13 protein-coding genes are annotated in these 19,308 nt (G+C 47.5%); 7 read left to right on the top strand and 6 right to left on the bottom strand.

Going from position 1 to position 19,308, the window contains the following annotated elements; translation table 11 throughout:
- Positions 1–106 precede the first annotated feature (106 nt).
- Both L3C95_RS19580 and uxuA read right to left on the bottom strand, forming a co-directional pair.
- Entirely contained in the window at positions 107–1,189 is a 1,083-nt protein-coding gene (locus L3C95_RS19580; protein ID WP_236390241.1) for a major royal jelly family protein, read from the bottom strand.
- 887 nt (positions 1,190–2,076) lie between these two features.
- On the bottom strand, positions 2,077–3,243 hold the full coding sequence (gene uxuA / locus L3C95_RS19575; protein ID WP_236390240.1) for a mannonate dehydratase: 1,167 nt from the start codon (positions 3,241–3,243) through the stop codon (positions 2,077–2,079).
- Between the two features lie 707 nt (positions 3,244–3,950).
- On the opposite strand from uxuA, the gene L3C95_RS19570 reads away from it, so the two are divergent.
- Positions 3,951–4,985, top strand: a complete 1,035-nt coding sequence (locus L3C95_RS19570) for a LacI family DNA-binding transcriptional regulator (protein WP_236390239.1) — start codon at positions 3,951–3,953, stop codon at positions 4,983–4,985.
- A gap of 122 nt (positions 4,986–5,107) precedes the next feature.
- On the opposite strand, the gene L3C95_RS19565 is transcribed toward L3C95_RS19570, so the two are convergent.
- Entirely contained in the window at positions 5,108–5,476 is a 369-nt protein-coding gene (locus L3C95_RS19565) for a hypothetical protein (protein ID WP_236390238.1), read from the bottom strand.
- 825 nt (positions 5,477–6,301) lie between these two features.
- Between L3C95_RS19565 and L3C95_RS19560 the strand changes: the two genes are divergently transcribed.
- The 3 genes from L3C95_RS19560 to L3C95_RS19550 are packed head-to-tail and all read left to right on the top strand — an operon-like array spanning position 6,302 to position 11,173.
- On the top strand, positions 6,302–8,431 hold the full coding sequence (locus L3C95_RS19560) for an alpha-glucuronidase family glycosyl hydrolase (protein WP_236390237.1): 2,130 nt from the start codon (positions 6,302–6,304) through the stop codon (positions 8,429–8,431).
- Positions 8,432–8,455: 24 nt separating this feature from the next.
- Positions 8,456–9,205 (top strand): SDR family NAD(P)-dependent oxidoreductase, encoded by a 750-nt coding sequence (locus L3C95_RS19555; protein ID WP_236390236.1) that lies wholly within the window; start codon positions 8,456–8,458, stop codon positions 9,203–9,205.
- Between the two features lie 21 nt (positions 9,206–9,226).
- Positions 9,227–11,173, top strand: a complete 1,947-nt coding sequence (locus L3C95_RS19550) for a sialate O-acetylesterase (RefSeq protein WP_236390235.1) — start codon at positions 9,227–9,229, stop codon at positions 11,171–11,173.
- A 20-nt stretch (positions 11,174–11,193) separates the two neighbouring features.
- Here the strand turns inward: L3C95_RS19550 and L3C95_RS19545 are convergent, their stop codons facing one another.
- Positions 11,194–11,454, bottom strand: a complete 261-nt coding sequence (locus L3C95_RS19545; protein WP_236390234.1) for a SemiSWEET family sugar transporter — start codon at positions 11,452–11,454, stop codon at positions 11,194–11,196.
- A 136-nt stretch (positions 11,455–11,590) separates the two neighbouring features.
- Between L3C95_RS19545 and L3C95_RS19540 the strand changes: the two genes are divergently transcribed.
- The 3 genes from L3C95_RS19540 to L3C95_RS19530 all read left to right on the top strand — a co-directional run bounded on the left by L3C95_RS19540 (position 11,591) and on the right by L3C95_RS19530 (position 15,170).
- The gene (locus tag L3C95_RS19540) at positions 11,591–11,776 is read left to right on the top strand and encodes a DUF3606 domain-containing protein (RefSeq protein WP_236390233.1); all 186 of its coding nucleotides are present in this window, start codon (positions 11,591–11,593) and stop codon (positions 11,774–11,776) included.
- Between the two features lie 64 nt (positions 11,777–11,840).
- A complete protein-coding gene (locus L3C95_RS19535; protein WP_236390232.1) occupies positions 11,841–12,581 on the top strand; it encodes an ROK family protein in 741 nt (246 codons plus the stop codon).
- A gap of 336 nt (positions 12,582–12,917) precedes the next feature.
- The gene (locus tag L3C95_RS19530; RefSeq protein ID WP_236390231.1) at positions 12,918–15,170 is read left to right on the top strand and encodes a glycoside hydrolase family 19 protein; all 2,253 of its coding nucleotides are present in this window, start codon (positions 12,918–12,920) and stop codon (positions 15,168–15,170) included.
- 84 nt (positions 15,171–15,254) lie between these two features.
- Here the strand turns inward: L3C95_RS19530 and L3C95_RS19525 are convergent, their stop codons facing one another.
- Positions 15,255–17,690, bottom strand: a complete 2,436-nt coding sequence (locus tag L3C95_RS19525) for a TonB-dependent receptor (protein WP_236390230.1) — start codon at positions 17,688–17,690, stop codon at positions 15,255–15,257.
- A 277-nt stretch (positions 17,691–17,967) separates the two neighbouring features.
- Complete coding sequence (locus L3C95_RS19520; RefSeq protein WP_236390229.1) at positions 17,968–19,284, bottom strand: RagB/SusD family nutrient uptake outer membrane protein; 1,317 nt, start codon at positions 19,282–19,284, stop codon at positions 17,968–17,970.
- Between the last annotated feature and the right edge of the window lie 24 nt (positions 19,285–19,308).

The following is a 19,308-nucleotide window of genomic DNA, read 5'->3' as shown; positions in this document are numbered from 1 at the left end:
TGCTGCAAATATATACGTAGTTATTTAACTACACAAATGTTTATAGTCGCAGACGACCACCAATCATATTCCACTGTAAATTCATTTTATGCCAATCACATTTCCACTATATTTTCACTCTATACACTGTATACGGAGAAGTTCGTTTATCCACGCCATTATTATATTCAGGCTGCTTCTGTATCTGCGAGCAGCTCACATACAAATAACCATCCGCTATGGAATAACTGTCCGGCCATATCAGGCGATCGTCCTGCACAAGCGTTGTCATCTTCAGCGTTGAATCCAGTTTCACCAGCCGGTACCGCTGCAGGTCTCCGAGGTACAGATTACCTTTTTTATCGAAGATCATACCGTCGGTAGTCGTAAAATGTCCAAGGTCTTCCACCTTGCTACCCAGATCAGCTTCATTTATATTCCAGTCACGCAGGTATTCCGTCCGTATGCGGTATAGCTTATCGTCCGAAAGCGGTTTGTAATACAACCAGTTCCCATCAGGCGTTAACGCAATACCGTCCGAATTGAATTTAGCTGGCTTACCGTCTTTCATTAATTCCCGGCCATCGATCACAAACTTAAACGCCGGATCTGATATCGTAGAATAGTGCGCCTGCAACACCCTTCTCATTTGCCCGCTAGCCAGGTTTACTATAATGATCCCTCCGCCTTTCGATTCTGTCAGATAAGCATATTGACGGGCAACATCCACCCGTACATCATTGACATAGGAAGTATCCGCCAGGATATCCATAAATGAATAAGTGCGGGCGACGGTATTAGTCGTCTTATCCATTTTCACCAGCTTTGCCCCGTTCCCCTGGATCGTTTGCAACCTGGGAGCAGCCGGGTCGAGTATCCACAGTTCACCGGCATCATCAAAATAGACAGACTGTACACATACCCATTTATCCAATCCTGATAATCCATGTTGCCACTGCTGCATCTCCTGATTCGGATACGGTGTTTTACCTGTCCTGCCTTCGGTTCTAACAACGGCATATTGATAAATATCTGACCAGCGGGGGTAGTTGACCAGCATGCGTCCGCCTTCTTCTTTGGCTACGCCCGTCAACTGGAAGGTGTTATCCTCAAAAACCAATTGTAAACCGTGGTTATCAGGATCATTATCATCGGAACAGGCGGCAATAATGCCTGTCAACAGCAGGAGAAGTACAGCATAAGTTTTCATAAAAATGTCTTTTAAGAGATAGTAATTGGGTCAGATGATCTGCAGAAACATTGTGCCAAAACATCCTCCCTGTTGAAGGATGCTTAGGGCATATTTAAGCTGTTGCAGTCTTTGCCCGTTCAGATAGTAGCAATGTGGCAATTACTCGCATAGACAGCAGGGACAGCATTACAATGCATGCCCCATTATAAAAATGTTCAGCAGTAGAGGATGTTTTATTAAGAAGGGGTTAACAAATAGAAATAAATATACTTATACTTCTCATTATTTCCTGACAACTATTTATATTACATATTCAATATTCCGTCATGAAAAAACAGTTACACCTTACGCTTATATTACTCTTCGCTTTCATTTCATTAAGCGCCATTAAATTCACAAAAGTGTATATCTGCAAGTCTCCCACAAGTTATTCCTATCACAAAGCTTTCTGTGAAGGATTAAAGCGATGCACACACAACATCGATTCGGTTTCAGTACAGGAAGCAAAAGCCATGGGGAAAGATCATTCTTGTGGGTACTGCTACCGCTGAACGGTAATCATTCAAAACATCCCAACCTCACCCCTCGCAAAGTAGCGCGGAGGGTTTTCAGGTGGAGACCTAAGGGCATTAGCCCTTGGAGAGTGCTGATACGATTGACGGGAGTTTGATACTACCAGACAGCCAACCACGATTGACAATGCCCAATAGCACGACTCGCAAAGGCGTACAGCCCGCGGTCCCACCTGAAAACGCAGCAACTCCCCCAAACACCCACAACCAACAAAACAAAATCTTTATACCGCCACAGACCCGGGTCAGACCTAAATTACAAGTCCAACCTAAGTCCAAAGATATCCTTACTTCGTCCTAACGCCTACCCAGGTACGGGTAAAAAGCGTCATATTACCTCCCGCTCAGGCCAACAGCGATCCCCATTTCCAACCCTCTCAGCTCAGCTAAGCCCTTCAAACGACCTATCGCCGAATAACCGGGGTAGGTAGTTTTCGCAAGATCGTCCAACATCTGGTGACCATGATCCGGCCGCATGGGAAGCGTATGCGCTTTCCGCTGCATTAACAGCACTAACTCCTTCACCACCGCATACATATCGACAATCCCCTCCAAATGGTCCGATTCAAAGAAGTTGCCATCTGCATCCTGCTGCGTGTTGCGTAAGTGAACGAAATGAATACGGTCGCCGAACTGCCGCACCATCTCCGGCAGATGATTATCCCTTCTTACCCCAAAAGACCCCGTACAGAAACACAGTCCATTCGCAGGCGAAGGAACCGCATTCAACAAAGCCTCCACATCATCAGAAGTGCTTAGAATGCGCGGCAACCCAAGCACAGGAAAAGGAGGATCATCCGGATGAATAGCCAGCTGCAGACCTGCGGCTTCTGCAACAGGTGTCACCTCCCAGAGGAAATAATACAGGTGTTGCCTTAGCTTGTCAGCAGTAATCCCTTTATAAGTATCCAATGCAGTCAGTACTTCAGCGGCAGTGAAAGGCACGTCGCTACCCGGTAATCCGAGTAATGCATTCTTATAAAGCGTCGCCTTGTCCTCTTCACTCATATGCTTCAGCAAAGCCGCGGCAGCATCAATTTCGGCGGACGTATAATCCTGTGCAGCCCCCGGTCTTTCCAACATGAACAGGTCAAACGCAATAAACGCGGATCGTTCATAACGCAGTGCTTTACTGCCATCCGCTAAGGTGTAATTGACGTCTGTCCGTACCCAGTCCAGCACGGGCATAAAATTATAAGTCACCACCTTCAGACCACATTTCGCTACGTTCAACAGACTTTCCTTATAGTTGGCAATATGCCGCAGATAATCACCGGATTGCTTTTTAATATCCTCGCTTACCGGCAGGCTTTCGATCACCGTCCAGTCCATACCGGCAGCTTCAATTTCTTTCTTTCGTTTGAGGACTTCCGATACTGTCCATACCTCTCCCACCGGTATGTGGTGCAGCGCAGTTACCACGCCTGTACATCCTGCCTGTCTGATATCCCGCAGGCTCACCGGATCATTAGGCCCGAACCAGCGCATTGTTTTCTCCATCAATAACATTAGCTATAGTATTATTGTCAATGAAACGATTAGTGTTTTATCTGATGTTCTATCAGCCCTGCCACTGCATTCCCTGCATTCATGCCGAGCCTGTTTAACCCAACAACTGAAAGGGCAATGCCTGCAGCATAATACCGCAGGCATTTTTTATCTACCCTATGAACAATCTTCGTGAAAATCATCAATAGCCCGCATTCTGATATCCTGCTGTGCAAAACTTACCGCAGGCAAGGTAAGCCGGCAAAAGAGCATAACGGTCGCCCGGAAGATCGTAAACTGCCCCCATTTACCCTTACAGCATTGTATATGTAGATTGACCACTTTCCCGTATTTGGTTGATGTAGATGAAATCGGTTGAAATAAACAACAAGTCAATGCCAGATTCGATTACACACAAAGAGTTAGCACATAACCCCGGGGCTACATAACAAGTGAATTGCCAGTAGTTGTGAAGTCACAGTAAAGGGTTGCTGATAGCCTTCAGCCGGCAGGAAATGAGCTTTCTGTCTTTCTTTGAACCGTTGGCACGAGCCTTCTTTCGTTTATTTCGTGGAACCCTTGAAAATGTGCTTACATAGTGGAATCATTAAATCAGTCTTTTCACACAACGAATATAATATTTTCCATAACAATTACAACCGATTGTATTTTTTCCATAAAATATTTCTGCTTTTATTTGCACGGGAAACACTTTGGTCATGTCAGAAGAAAAAGAGATCACGATTTACGATATAGCAAAGCATCTGAACATTTCACCTACGACGGTCAGTCGTGGGTTGAAAGATCATCCCACAATTAATATAAAGACCCGTAAAAAGATCGCTGAAACAGCCCGGCAGCTGGGCTATCGTTCCAACACCTTTGCCAGCAGCCTGCGTAGCAAAAGGACCAATACATTAGGCGTTATCGTACCGCGGCTCAATAGTAGTTTCATGTCATCGGTACTCGCCGGTATGGAGAATGCGGCCAGCAGAGAGGGTTATAACCTGATCATTGCACAATCCCAGGAGCAGGCAGATAAGGAAATGGAGAACGTGATGACAATGTTCAATAAAAGAGTAGACGGACTACTGGTATCCCTGGCGCATAGCTCAGAGAACGTCCGGCATTTTGATGTGTTCTTTAATAAAAAGATCCCGGTCATCTTCTTTGACCGTGTAGCCTCTCATCCCGACAGTACCAGTATTGTTATAGATAACTTCGCGGCAGCCTACCAGGTTACCCGGCATCTCATCATGCAGGGCCATAAACGCATTATGCACCTGGGAGGCAACATGTTACTGAATGTTTATTCTGAAAGGCTAAGAGGCTACAAACAGGCCTTACAGGACCATAAACTGCCTTTGGACGAGAAGTTAGTTATGACAGGTAACCTGACCGAGGAATGCGGCACAGACATTGCCAAACACCTCCTGAAACTGAAACCCAAAGAAAGACCTGAAGCCGTCTTCTGCGCCAACGACACTGCCGCCGTTTACTGCATGATAGCACTCAGGAACGCCGGCGTCAACATCCCGGCAGACATCGCCTTTGCCGGCTTCAATAATGACCCTATCAGCAGAGTGATAGAGCCCAACCTCACCACCGTCAACTATCCCGGCTACAACATGGGCCAGGCCGCAGTAACCAGCCTTGCCAGCCATTTGAACGGGGACACGAATATCACCAATATGAACACGATCGTACTAAGATCCGAGCTGATTATCAGAGCGTCTTCAGGGAAGAAGAAATAAAACCAACACAACTCTATCTGGTTTGACCTATTATCGGGATATCTTCAGGAAAGAAGATATAAACCCGACAAAACTTTATAAGGTTCGAACTGATTATCAGCGCCTCCAGGGAAAAACAACCGCTACAACTCAGACAGGATAGTACATTTGCTAAGATACTCCCTATTGAAAAACGATGTATAATGCCCGGTCTTCTGCAATTCCATCGTCGCAACATTCAGTTCCCACACCGCTGCATCCAGGTATGGTATGCTCACTAACAATTCAACCGTAAACGCATCTTTCTGACGGATATCGAACACGGGACTCGCATCAATAGTCGTAACGACTCCCTCATCCCAAACAGTTATTTCAAATTCCCCGGCCACTACAACCCACCGTTCGTCTTCACTGATCAATCCACAAGTGGGGTTTCCATAAAACCAGTTGAGATATGTTACCTCCCGGGTATCCAGGTGAAGCAAGTACGCATTCTCGGAGAGGCTAACCATTCTTAGATTCTTACCTATGATATATTTATCCGACCCACCAAGGGTAAAATAAGCATTATATAAATTCGTAAACAATTCACACATAAGGGCTGCAAGTTAATACATATCCTCTTTTATATGCAAATCGGCACCCTAAATAAAAGGCCGCCCATCCCTCACAAATCCTCCCAAAGTAGCGGACGGTTTCAGGTGGAGACCTAAGGGCATTAGCCCTTGGAGAGTGCCGATACGATTGACAGGGGTTTAATAAACAAACAAAAGCCAACCACGATTGACAAAGCCCAATAGCACGACTCGCAAAGGGGTACAGCCCGTGGTCCCACCTGGAACCGCAGCAACTTCCCCAACCAACACCACCAAACAACAAAACGCTACAAACACTGCCTATCCCCCGCACCTGCAGGCGCCCTAAATAAAAGGCCGCCCATCCCTCACAAATCCCCCCAAAGTAGCGGACGGTTTCAGGTGGAGACCTAAGGGCATTAGCCCTTGGAGAGTGCAGATACGATTGACAGGGGTTTAATAAACAAACAAAAGCCAGCCACGATTGACATAGCCCAATAGCACGACTCGCAAAGGGGTACAGCCCGTGGTCCCACCTGGAACCGCAGCAACTTCCCCAAACAACACCACCAAACAACAAAACGCTACAAACACGAGCCCACCTCTGGCGGGGCTTCCGTAAATCAATCGCAATCCTCAGAAAACCGTCCTAAAGTCGCGGAGAGCTCAGGTTGAACCCTGATCCAAAAACAAATCCTTTGTAATTAAATTTCTTTTCCCGACTTTTACGCAACCGATTGTAATTTCTACAACACCCCCGTTATGAGAAAAACACTGTTACTGCTGTCGCTACTATGCGTCGCACATCTGCTGCACGCCGAAGATGGGTACGATCTCTGGCTTCGCTATAACCGCATAGACAACAACGACTTACTGATCTCCTACAGGAAAACCATCACCGCCATCCATGTAGCAGGGCAATCCCCCACCATGGGCGCAGTGAAGAAAGAACTGGAACTGGGTTTAAACGGCCTGCTCGACACCCACATCGCAGTAACTAACAAACCTGCCAACAACACGCTCATCGCCGGCACCCTCGAAGCATTAGCTGACCTGAAGCTGGAAGACAAACCAACAGGTCCTGAAGGCTTCCTGATTGTATCGAAAGTAATAGACGGTAAGCACTATACGATCATCACCGGCAACACAGCAGCCGGCGTCCTTTACGGCACATTTCACTTACTGAGATTACTACAAACTCACCAACCCATCGAAAAATTACACATCATATCCACTCCCCGTGTCAAACTCAGATTGCTCAACCACTGGGATAATCTGAACAGATATGTAGAGCGCGGATACGCCGGTATATCGATCTGGAACTGGCATACCCTGCCGGACTATATCGATGACCGTTATATCGACTACGCCAGGGCGAATGCCTCCGTCGGTATCAATGGCACAGTGCTGAACAACGTCAATGCCAATGCCACCGTACTTACAGCCCCTTACCTCCAGAAGGTGGCCGCGCTGGCAAATGTACTCCGCCCCTATGGCATCAGAGTATACCTCAGCGCCCGCTTCAGCGCACCTATAGAAATTGGTCGCCTGAAAACCGCCGATCCGCTCAACGACACCGTACGCCAGTGGTGGCAGGCCAAGGCTAAAGAGATCTACCAGCTGATCCCCGACTTCGGCGGCTTCCTGGTGAAAGCCAACAGCGAAGGACAACCCGGCCCTCAAAGCTATGGCCGTAACCATGCAGACGGCGCCAATATGATGGCAGATGCAGTAGCTCCCTTCGGCGGTATTGTCATCTGGCGTGCTTTTGTATACGATCCGCAAGCCAACGACAGGTTCAAACAGGCATATGCAGAATTTACCCCACTGGATGGTAAATTCCGGAAGAACGTACTGGTACAGGTGAAAAATGGACCTATCGACTTCCAGCCAAGAGAGCCATTCTCCCCCCTGTTCGGCGCTATGCCGCAGACACCCCTTATGATGGAATTCCAGCTTACACAGGAATACCTCGGTCAGGGTACACACCTCGTTTATGAAGCGCCCCTGTTCAAAGAAGTGCTCGACGCAGATACACACGCCAAAGGCCCTAACAGCACTGTTGCAAAGGTCATTGACGGAAGTCTGTATGAACATACATTGTCAGGCATTGCAGGCGTATCTAACGTCGGCAATGAACGCAACTGGACAGGTCATCTCTTTGGGCAGGCTAACTGGTATGCTCTCGGGCGACTGGCATGGGATTACAATCTTACCAGCGAACAGATAGCCACGGAATGGATCCGGCAAACATTCAGCAATAATCCTGCTGTAGTAGCTTCCATTAAGGAAATTATGCTCTCCTCGCGGGAAGCTGTTGTAAACTATATGACACCCCTCGGCCTGCATCATATCATGGGCAATGGCCACCACTACGGCCCTGCGCCCTGGAGCAACAAAGCGCCCCGTCCCGACTGGGACCCTGTATATTATCACAAAGCAGATGCAACAGGTATTGGCTTTGACAGAACAGCCAGCGGCACCAATGCGCTGGAACAATACCAGCCTGCCGTAAGAAAACTATATGCCGATAGCAATACCTGCAGCGATCAATACCTCCTGTGGTTCCATCACGTCAGCTGGCAACATAAAATGCATTCCGGCAGAACGCTGTGGAATGAGCTTTGTCACAAATACCAGCAAGGTGTAGACAGTGTCAGCGCCATGCAGCACAGATGGGAACAGCTAAAAAGTCATATTGATCCGGAGAGATTTCACCAGGTACAAATGCTGCTGGCCATCCAGCACAAAGATGCCATCTGGTGGAGGAATGTTTGTCTGCTATACTTCCAAACCTTCTCCAAAATGCCTTTCCCGGCCAACTACGAAAAACCAGACCATACACTCGAATATTACCAACAACAACGTTTCCCTTACGCACCGGGAAACTGATACAGCTTAAATAAACAGATCGATATGGATACAGTAAAAAAACGAGTAGCAATTGTAACCGGCGGAGGCTCAGGTATAGGACTCGCTATCACGGAAAAATTTATCGCCAGCGGTATCCACACCGTGATCGTAGGCAGGGATGAAAAGAAGCTGCAGGCCGCCAAAGCACAACTGGGCGATCTCTGTTATCCAATCATCCATGACATGAGCAACCTCCCTTCTATTCCTGATCTTATTAAAAAAATCGTTGACCAGCTGGGACAGATCGATATCCTCGTGAATAATGCCGGCATCAATATGAAGAAGGATTTCATCGAAATCACCGATGAAGACTTCCAGCAGATCATTACTACCAACCTCTGCTCCGTATTCTCTATTTCAAGGGAAGTAGTGAAACATATGTTGCCAAGAGGCACCGGCAGTATTATCAATATAAGCTCTATGGCGGCTCAATATGGCATGCCAAGGGTCATAGCCTATACAGCCAGTAAAACGGCAATAGACGGCATGACAAGGGCCATGGCGGTCGAATTATCCCCTAAAGGGATCCGCATCAATTCCATTGCTCCCGGATTCATCGAAACAGCGATGACGGCTAAAGCATTAAACGCTGATCCTGAAAGGAAACAGAAAGCCATTGGCAGAACCCCCATGGGACACATGGGGCTTCCCGAAGATGTTGCAGATACTGCACTGTTTCTTACTTCGGATGCTGCGCGGTATATTACAGGGGTAATATTGCCCGTAGACGGTGGTAATTCAATTGGATTCTAAGCTTCACATATCTCACGTTTTATGAAGACTTTTCGTTTGTTCCTACTCAGCACAGTAATAAGTACCTCCATTTGCGCACAGGTCAGGCTTCCACGCCTCATCAGCGATAACATGGTATTACAGCGGGAAACCCAGCTAAACCTGTGGGGATGGGCTACCGCAGGGGAAAACATCACTATCAGCTTTGCCGGTCGGCAATACGAAACGGTCACTCCAGCGGATGGCCACTGGCGGGTGGCCATCCCGCCTGTGGAGGCTGGCGGCCCCTATGACATGAAGATCGATGCCAGTAATCACCTCACTATTAAGAACATCCTGATCGGTGATGTCTGGCTTTGCTCGGGGCAGTCCAATATGGAACTGTCCATGATACGGCTAAAGGATAAATATCCTGCTGTAATCGCAGCAGCCACTAATCCAAATATCAGGGCGTTCAATGTCGCCACCAGGATGAATTGGCAACAACCCCAGGAAGATCTTGAAACCGGCTCCTGGGCTATGGCCGACCCGGAATCTGTGCTGCAATTCTCTGGTGTAGGATATTTCTTTGCCAGGGAGTTATATGAGAAATACCACATCCCCATCGGCATCATCAGGGCTGCCACCGGCGGATCAACTGCTGAAGCATGGCTAAGCGATGAGGCATTGCAGCAATTTCCGGCCATCTACAAGTCAATGAAGTTAAAAGACCCGGCGTACCTGGACAGCATACGCAAAGCCGATCAAAAGGCCTCCGACGACTGGTATAGTAGATTATGGTGGCAGGACAAAGGCATGCAGGCGCCTGTAAAATGGTTCGATAGCAGCTATCACCCGCAAGACTGGAAAACGATGAACATCCCCGGTTACTGGCACGACCAGGGATTAAAAAATGTACACGGAGTGGTATGGTTCAGAAAAACCTTCCAGGTACCCGCTACAATGGCCGGACAGGCAGCCAGGCTATTCCTGGGCAATATGGTCGACCGCGATTCAGTCTACCTCAATGGTCGGTTGATCGGCGCTACACAATACCAGTATCCGCCGAGGAAATATCCTATCCCTGCCGGCATGCTGAAGAAAGGTGCAAACACCATCGTTATACGACTCATCAACTATAGCGGCAACGGTGGGTTTTATAAAGACAAACCTTATCAGCTGTTCACTGCAACCGACACTATCGACCTGAAGGGACCATGGCAATACCAGCTGGGGGCCGCGACGGATCCTATACCGCCTGCAATGACCTTTTACACCCAGCCTTTAGGGTTGTACAATGGCATGATAGCGCCGCTATTGCCATACGCCATCAAAGGCGTCATCTGGTACCAGGGAGAAGCTAATACTGAGAGAGCTATGGAATACAGCCAAATATTCCCGGCACTGATAAAAGATTGGCGAATCAAATGGTCCGGCATGCATCCCATGAGGAACTTTCCCTTCCTCTACGCACAACTAACCAGCTATATGGCTATTCATTCGCAGCCGACTAATAGTAACTGGGCCCTGCTACGTGAAGCACAACTAAAGACACTCTCCGTTCCTAATACCGCTATGGCCGTCACCACGGATATAGGGGAATGGAATGATATCCATCCGCTCAACAAAGAAGATGTAGGCAAACGGCTGGCCCTGGCCGCCCGTAAACTGGCATACAATGATAGCCTGGTTATCAGTTCTGGCCCCCTGTATGAGGGCATGACCATCAAAGGAAATAAGATCATCATCCAATTCACCAATACCGGAAGCGGCCTGATAGCAAAAGGCGGTACGCTGAAACACTTCGCGATTGCCGGAGCTGATGGCAAATTCAGGTGGGCACATGCAGAAATAGTAAACAATACAGTGCTTGTCTGGAATGAATCCATCAGCAAACCTGTAGCGGTACGTTATGCCTGGGCGGATAGTCCGCTGGACGCCAACCTGTTTAACAAAGAAGGTTTACCTGCCTCCCCCTTCCGAACGGATAATTTCACAGCTGTTCCTTAAAACAAGCACCGGCGCAACGGTCAGTTGTGCCGGTATTTATATTTAAACACCAGCATCGCTATATTCAATCCGAGCGCAAGAAAATTGGTTGAAATAATCGGGAAATCGGATTTCGCAAATCCGTAGTATATCCATAAACTGTTCCCCGTTAGCATCACAATGAACATAAACACGGATACATCCTGTGCTTCTTTTGTCTTCACTGTCTTAATTAGCTGTGGAAGCAAGGAAGAAGACGTACATATACCCGCTGCAAGTCCCAGTATTTCAAGAAATTCCATAGCCCGGTTTTATTATTCCAGCAGCAAAATAATGCCAATCCCGCCGCCTGTTGCGGCTGGGCCAAATCCCAGCCATGAGAATGGCACAATCTCTGATCAGATATATGATAAGATCTTTCACCCTAAAACTGATCATATGTCTGACAACAAAACCAATGTCGGTCAGCAGGACCGCGTAAGAATTGATGCCAATGATCCTGCAGAAGTGGAATATGTTCACAGACAGTTTCCGCATTTAAAACATGAACAGATACTGGAAGCCATCAAAAATAAAGGCCCTTTCCGGGAAGATGTTATTAAATATCTGCAGAATCTGAAGTAATTTCAGCGAAACGCCCTGCGTAATGAAACGCAGGGTTTTTCAATCATCGTAATCCCGGTAAACAATGACATCATCCGATCACATTTTAGCGATAGACGTAGGCGGTTCACACATCAAAGGCACTATCCTCAACAGCAAGGGCGAATGGCAGATGGAATATAAACGGCTCCCCACTCCGAAGAATGCGAAGCCGGCGGATGTACTGGAGACCATCGCCACATTAGTCAGGGAAATGCCAGCCTATGACAAGGTTTCTGTGGGCTTCCCCGGATATGTGCGCAATGGCATCGTTTATACCGCTCCCAACCTCGGCAACCCGAACTGGAAGAATATCGACCTCGGTCAGCAAATTGCTGACTTACTGGGTAAACCGGTTAGACTTGTCAACGATGCTGACCAGCTTGGCCTTGGCGTAGTCAGCGGTAAAGGATATGAACTGGCTGTTACATTAGGCACCGGATTTGGCACAGCGCTACTGATAGATGGGTATCTGTTGCCTCATCTTGAGCTGGCACACCACCCTGTTACCCGGGAACACGATTATGACGAATATATCGGCAATAAGGCCCTGGAAAAAGAAGGCAAAGAGAAATGGAACAAAAGGATGGAACGCGTGCTGGATATCCTGAAAACCGTCTTCAATTACGATCGGCTGTATATCGGCGGTGGAAGTGCCGACGAACTGACGATGCCACTGGACGATAACATTCACATTTTCACCAACAAAGAAGGAATTAAAGGCGGCGCAAGGCTATGGGATATGGAAGACAGGTATCACATCAGCACAAACTATCCTAAAAAATAGAGAACGCATACATAAAAAATTTATCTCCCTAACAGGTACCAGATGGTAACTCGTACGTCATAGTATGCGTACACGCCTGGCTGCTCATCACAGCAGGCAATATTCGCAGATAAATATATATTCCCAGTGCCAGTAAACAGACACCAGCAACAAACATGACGTAAGCGAAAAGAGAGCCTACTTTTATTTTACTCAGAATAATCATTTGCATTACTCAAAATAATCATTGCTACAACCCGCTGCACACAACTCCTGTAGCGGGCAGGCCATGTCGTATTCACTATAAAAATCCACTTCATTTATTTGACTATTCACTGAAAACCAAATAGTATATCCATGAAAATCCTCTCCCTACAGTCCGCCGTCAGCAGATGGTTCAGGCGGAGCTTTGTCGTAACTTTCATTCTCTGCTGCATCGCTGCCACCAACAATGGCTATGCACAGAGCTTTAGCGATGTGCTGGCCGCATCTGAATGGAACACCTTGTTCCCTCACCGTTATAATCCGGACGACCGCTCCGGCTCTGGCATTCCACCCACAACTGCTGAAAAGGATTTTTATTCCTATGCTAACTTTGCGGAAGCAGTGCGCCGCATGAGCAACATTAAGATCATTGTGGAAAGACGTTGCGGTACGAATGCGTATCGTCTTACCCGTGTTGACAAGACCACGGGGGCTTCCATAGTGTTCCGCACGGATGTGGACTTCAACATTTCCACCAACAACATCCTGACGGAAACGGTGGACTATGCCTCCTTTGCGGGCGAAGGCGATCTCGCCGCACGCAAGCGTGAGCTCTGCGCTTTCCTGGCAAACATTTCACAGGAAACCACCGGCGGCTGGCCTACAGCACCTGGCGGTCAGTATGCCTGGGGACTTTATTTCCGCGAAGAACAGGGTTTTGAAAACACCAACAACATCGGTTACGTTATTAACGATGCCACATATCCGGCCGCTCCAGGTAAGTCTTACCATGGCCGTGGTCCTATTCAGCTGAGTTACAACTACAACTATGGACAGGCCAGTGAGTTTATCTTCGGTGATAAGAACGTACTGCTGGCTAATCCTGAAAAGGTGATCCAGGATGGTGTGATCGCGTTCGAAACAGGTATCTGGTTCTGGATGACACAACAGTATCCAAAACCTTCCTGCCACGACGTAATGATCCCCGGCAAATGGACGCCTACCGCCGAGCAGACAGCTTTAGGTCTGCGCCCCGGCTTTGGTGCTACCGTCAATATCATCAATGGAGGCATCGAGTGCGGCAGCGGTACTGAAAATACTAAAGTGCTCAGCCGTATAGGCCACTATCAGCGTTATGCCGGCCTTAAAGCTGTAAGCATTGAGCTGAATGGCGGTAACAACGCATCCAACTGCGGTTGCGCTAACATGCGTCCTTTCGTGATTGATAATACAGAGTGCAGCAAGATCGCTTCTCTCACATTCACAGCGCCATCCAGTGGCATTCTGAATGTAAGCTCTCTTTCACCTATTACCTTATCCGTATCTAAAAATGATCCACTTGGTGAGATCACACAGGTATTCATCAAGATAGATGGCAAGCGACTGGCAGGTACTTCTGTACAGTGGACGCCATCAGCCTATAACTCCTACACCGCTACTGCCGTGGGTATCCGCCCTGGTAAGGATTCTGTAGTGACCAGCATTACTTTCGCTGTATGGAACTCCCAGACATTTGAAGGTTGTGCGGGCCTGCCATTGTGGAGCGCGGCAAAGACCTATGCCACCGCTGGTACCTTAGTGCGTTACAACAGTACCATTTACCGTAACCTCTGGTGGGCAGGTGCTGCCGACGTTCCGGGTGTAAGCTCTGCGTGGGCAGTGGTAGGCGCCTGCAATGGTACCAATCCTCCAACTGATCCTCAGAATCCAAATGAGCCTTCAAAAGCGCCTATCGGTAAAACGATCTGGCTGAAGGGTTCAAACAACCTGTATGTGAGCTCAGAGAACGGTACAACAGCTATGAACTGTAACCGTCCTGAAGTACAGGGCTGGGAACAATTCCTGGTAGTAGATGCCGGCAACGGTAAGATTGCACTGAGCAGCCAGGGCAAGTATGTAACTTCCGCTAACGGGGCTGCTGCTATGACCTGCGACCGCACCACTATCCAGGGCTGGGAACAGTTCACCTGGATCGTCAATGCTGATAATACGATTTCCCTCCAGGGCAACAACGGTATGTACGTAAGCTCTGAGAACGGCGAAAAGGCAATGAACTGTAACCGTCCTTCTATACAGGGTTGGGAAACCTTCAACTGGGGGACAGTGAGCGCTGCAAGGTTAGCCGCCATAGCACAAACAGTAGCGCCTGCAACCAAAGCAGCCACTGCTTCCGTGTATCCTAATCCAATAGTGAAGGGTAGCACCTTTATCGTAAGGCTGGATCAGGTGGATGCCAGACAACCGGTACGCGTAACCATTCTGGATATCAATAAGAAAGCAGTTGCCACTAAAACCGCCAGCACTGGCGTAATAACCGTTTCAACTGCCGGCATCCCTGCAGGATTCTATATCGTAGTGATCACAAACGGTCACAACACAATCACCAATAAGATAGTGATTCAGTAAAACGTTCACATGGCATAAGATAAATGAGGCCGCCTCTTTCTATGGAGGCGGCCTCTGTTTATCTATCTATGGATGAAGTCTACATTAGAATTTATACGCGAAACTTGCGGTGAAGTTCCTTCTGCGCTGTGGGTTCACAGACCAGTAACCGATGTAATATGTCTCATTGGTGATGTTGTTCACGTTTAGTGAAGTCCTGAAATCCTGCGAATTATAAGAAATTGCGCCATTCAACAATGCATAACTGGGCAGATAGAAGTCGCCGGTAGTGGCATTGTCGATCACTTTATAGCGACTGGCATAGTTACCACCTACACCAATACCAAAATTCTTCAGTTTACCACTTTGAATTTTATAGTTAGCCCAGATGTTGGCCAGGTCCTGTGGCCCTTGTCCACCGGGAGCCCTGCCTGGCTCGGAATAAAAGTCCTTGGGATCACCTTCTTTCACTTTCGTGCTGTTATGGCTGTAACCAGCTGTAAGGTTGAATCCCTTCACCGGGTTTGCATTAATATCCAGTTCGAATCCCTTACTGCCTACCTTACCACCCTGAATAACATTCTTAGCATTCGCCGGGTCAGGGTACACCCTGTCCGATACGCTGATGTCGTACACAGAGAAGGTAGCATGTACCCTGTCTTCAAACAGATTGGCCTTTACACCATACTCCAGCTGGTTGGCATGCTCCGGTTTAAAAGTCTTCACGCGCACATTACTGCCATCTTCATCCGATACCTGGCGGGGAGCCACATTGATAAAGGCATTCATGTAACTCGCAAACACAGAAAGCTTATTCAAGATAGGCTCATATGCAAGACCAAACTTGGGCGACAGCGCAAACTGGTCAAAATCATCATCCTTAGTGTTCTTTTCTCCCTTGGAATCAAAATAATCTGCCCTGAGACTCACCATAGCTGATAATCCTGGCGTAATATTCAGCACATCAGAAAAATAGGCGCTATAAGAGCTATTGGAGATATTACTGTTGCTGACGTCTGTCCCTGCCAGCAAATTATCAATCGCGGCCATTGACAAACTTACAGGAGCAGTCGTATCGAGGGTCTCCGGATTTACATAATAACGGATATCACCCTGTGGCGTTACAGACCGCCCGCCTAAAGTACCGGAACTATTGTCAATTATATTTCTGTGGAAGAAATCCAATCCTACCAGTACACGGTTTCTCAACTTACCGATCTTGAAATCGCCGTTGAAGTTCTGTTGGATATCTGTTGTAGTGATAGTCTGACGCTGGTCTTGAAAGGACTGATCGAAATAGTCATCCCCGGCAATATCATCCCATATATAGGTATAGATCCCGTTAGATTTTATACTTCCTCTTGAGATAACCGTCTGGGACGTCCATTGTTCAGATATCCTGTACATCATCTGCGCCTGCAGATTGTAACGTGGATTCTTCATGGTCAGATCATTACTGGTAAAGGACAGATCGTTATTCAGATTCAGCCCTTCGATAGTCTTATACCTCAATGGCGTAAACCTGTCTGAATGGAAGAACACCGGAGCTACCGCTCTTTCTTCATTCAGGATCTCCGCCATTACCTGGAAGGAAAGTTGATCGTTCACTTCGTAGGCCAATGATGGCGCAATAAAAAAAGACTTCTTAAAACCTGCATCCTGGAAACTGTTTTCAGAATGATACGCCGTGTTCACACGCATAGCGATCTTTTTCTTCCGGCTCAAAAGTGCGTTCACATCTGCGGTTAAACGATTCAATCCATAACTGCCGATGTTATAACCCACTTCACCACCAAAATCATAATAAGGCTTTTTGGTGATGGTATTGATCATCCCGCCATAACTATAAAAGGCGCCGCCAAAGAGTGTACCTGAGGGCCCTTTAATGACTTGTATCTCTTCAATATCTGCGGGATCAAGATTACCACTCGTAATACCCGGTAATCCGTTATATAACAGCGGCTGTGCGTCAAAACCTCTCAGCGCAAAATAAGAGGCGCCGTCATTCGCTCTTCCAGTGGATTCCCAGGTACGGGTGATGCCCGGTATATTCCTGAATACGTCGTCATAATTCGTGATACCCTGCTGTTTTATGATCTCTGAAGACACAGTGTTATATACCTGCGGATTCTCCAGATTGCGCAACGGCATCTTCGCCACAATTCTGTTCTCCTTATTCGGATTAGTGGAAGATACGATGATCTCCTGCAGCTGCGCCGAGTTCTCATTTAAAGTAAATTCAACATGCACCGTTTCGCCTGCAGCCACATTTACTGATTTCTCCTGAGCCACAGCAGCCACTGCTGACACTTTCAGCTGCCAGTTGCCCGGTCTTACATTTTTAATAATAAATTCCCCCTTCTCGTCACTGATACCACCCCACCTGGTACGCTCAATCCTGATAGTCACATTGGAAGCTGGTTTACCATCGCTGGTAGTGACAGTTCCGCTGATGGCGCCATTATTATCCTTTACAGCCTGTGCGGATGCAACATGGATCAACAGCAATAAAAAACTAAGGAAAAGTAAATGTCTGGTCATTCCCGTTAACGTTAGGTTGATAGAAAGTTTAAACTGCAAAGTTGACCTGACGAAAAGGGAACAGTTTACGCAATCCGGAAATTATTTTACGGGAAGCGTTAAATGACTATCGGTTGACAGTTACAAGAAAAGAATATATCTATAACAGATACACAGATCGAAGTTATCAGGGAAATCGTATAAGGCTATTCCGGACAGTGGGAGTCATAACGGTCACATGATAAATACAACAGCGCCGCAGAAGACGTATCCCCTGCGGCGCTGTTGCTGACTAAAACTACAAATTGCTCTCGTTCTGCGGCAACGGATACCGTGCCCATACATCATCATCGGGTCTGTCTTTCGGCAGGGTGCCCAATAAGTTATAACGTCTAACGTCTATCCAGCGATGTCCCTCCATGAACAGCGAATACCTCCTGTTGTACAACAGTTCTGTTGTCAATGCAGCAAGTGAAATTCCACCTGCATATGGTGTCAGGTTATGTGCTGTTCTGATACGATTCAGGGCAACAATAGCATCAGGAATAGCTCCGCTCTGCAGCTTTGCTTCTGCATAGATCAGGATCAATTCCTCATTGCGGATAATGCTCACCGGTGAATTAAGCGAGCTCCAGATCACCACATCACGTGTAGCGGTCAGTCCGTTCTGACTGAAAGCTGCATTACGCTGCGCGGTTTTACTAATACGGTCATCTCCGGGCACAATATCTGTTGCATAGGATGGATGTGCACCTCTTACCTCACCGGTATTATTTGGTGGTATGAATAGCGTATTGGCCAGGTCGCCACCATTTGTAGAGAAGTAATGATATACACCTGTATTCAATGCGCCGTTCAGATCAAAGAAAGACTCGTTCAAGGCAGCCAATGCTCCCGCCCAGTTCTTCCTGTAAATGTGTACCCTGGCAGCCAGCGCACGGTTGAATTTCAGCAGACCGGCTGCATCTTTGAAACCGGCAAAACCATCTGACAGCGGGAACATTACTTCTGATCCTGTCAGGTCTGCTTTACCGTCTTCCAGGAATTGCAGCACAGTGTCCATCACCTTTCCCGGATCTGTCACCACAGGACCTAATGTTGCGCCATTCGCCACCGGAATACGGGCGCCATTGGAATCAGTCATATTGATGTTCAACAGCAACTGATAACCGATCAGCGTCTTGGCAAACCCGGAGAAGGCTTTCTTCTGCACGTCTGACGCAATCTCAGTACGGGCATTCTTTATGGCATCCAGCAGAATGAAACATTGCCTGGCCACCTGGTAACGGGCGCCCCAGGGATTTGTCAGGTAGAAAGTATTGTTATCCAGCCTTCTGCTACCACCGCCAAGAATATCGGTAGTATAACGGGGTTCAGAACCAGAGAAACGATAAATTTCCCGGCCGATAGCACCCAGCCCATCCAGGTAAACAGCATAGTGGTTACGCATACCCGATTCGGCACCTGTTACAAGGTTAAACAGGTCGCTGCGGGTAGGGTTATTAATAATACCACCTACTACAGGCGTATTCAGACTGGTTATTTCCCCTTTCTGACATGCACTCATGATCAGCAGGAAAAAGGCGGTAGTTATAATTGAGAAATAGTTCTTCATGTGTAATAATTTTTAACAGACAGA

Origin of the sequence: Chitinophaga filiformis (assembly GCF_021646545.1) — a bacterium.
In the GTDB taxonomy this organism is placed as follows: domain Bacteria; phylum Bacteroidota; class Bacteroidia; order Chitinophagales; family Chitinophagaceae; genus Chitinophaga; species Chitinophaga filiformis_A.
This window is presented reverse-complemented; position numbering and strand designations above follow the sequence as displayed.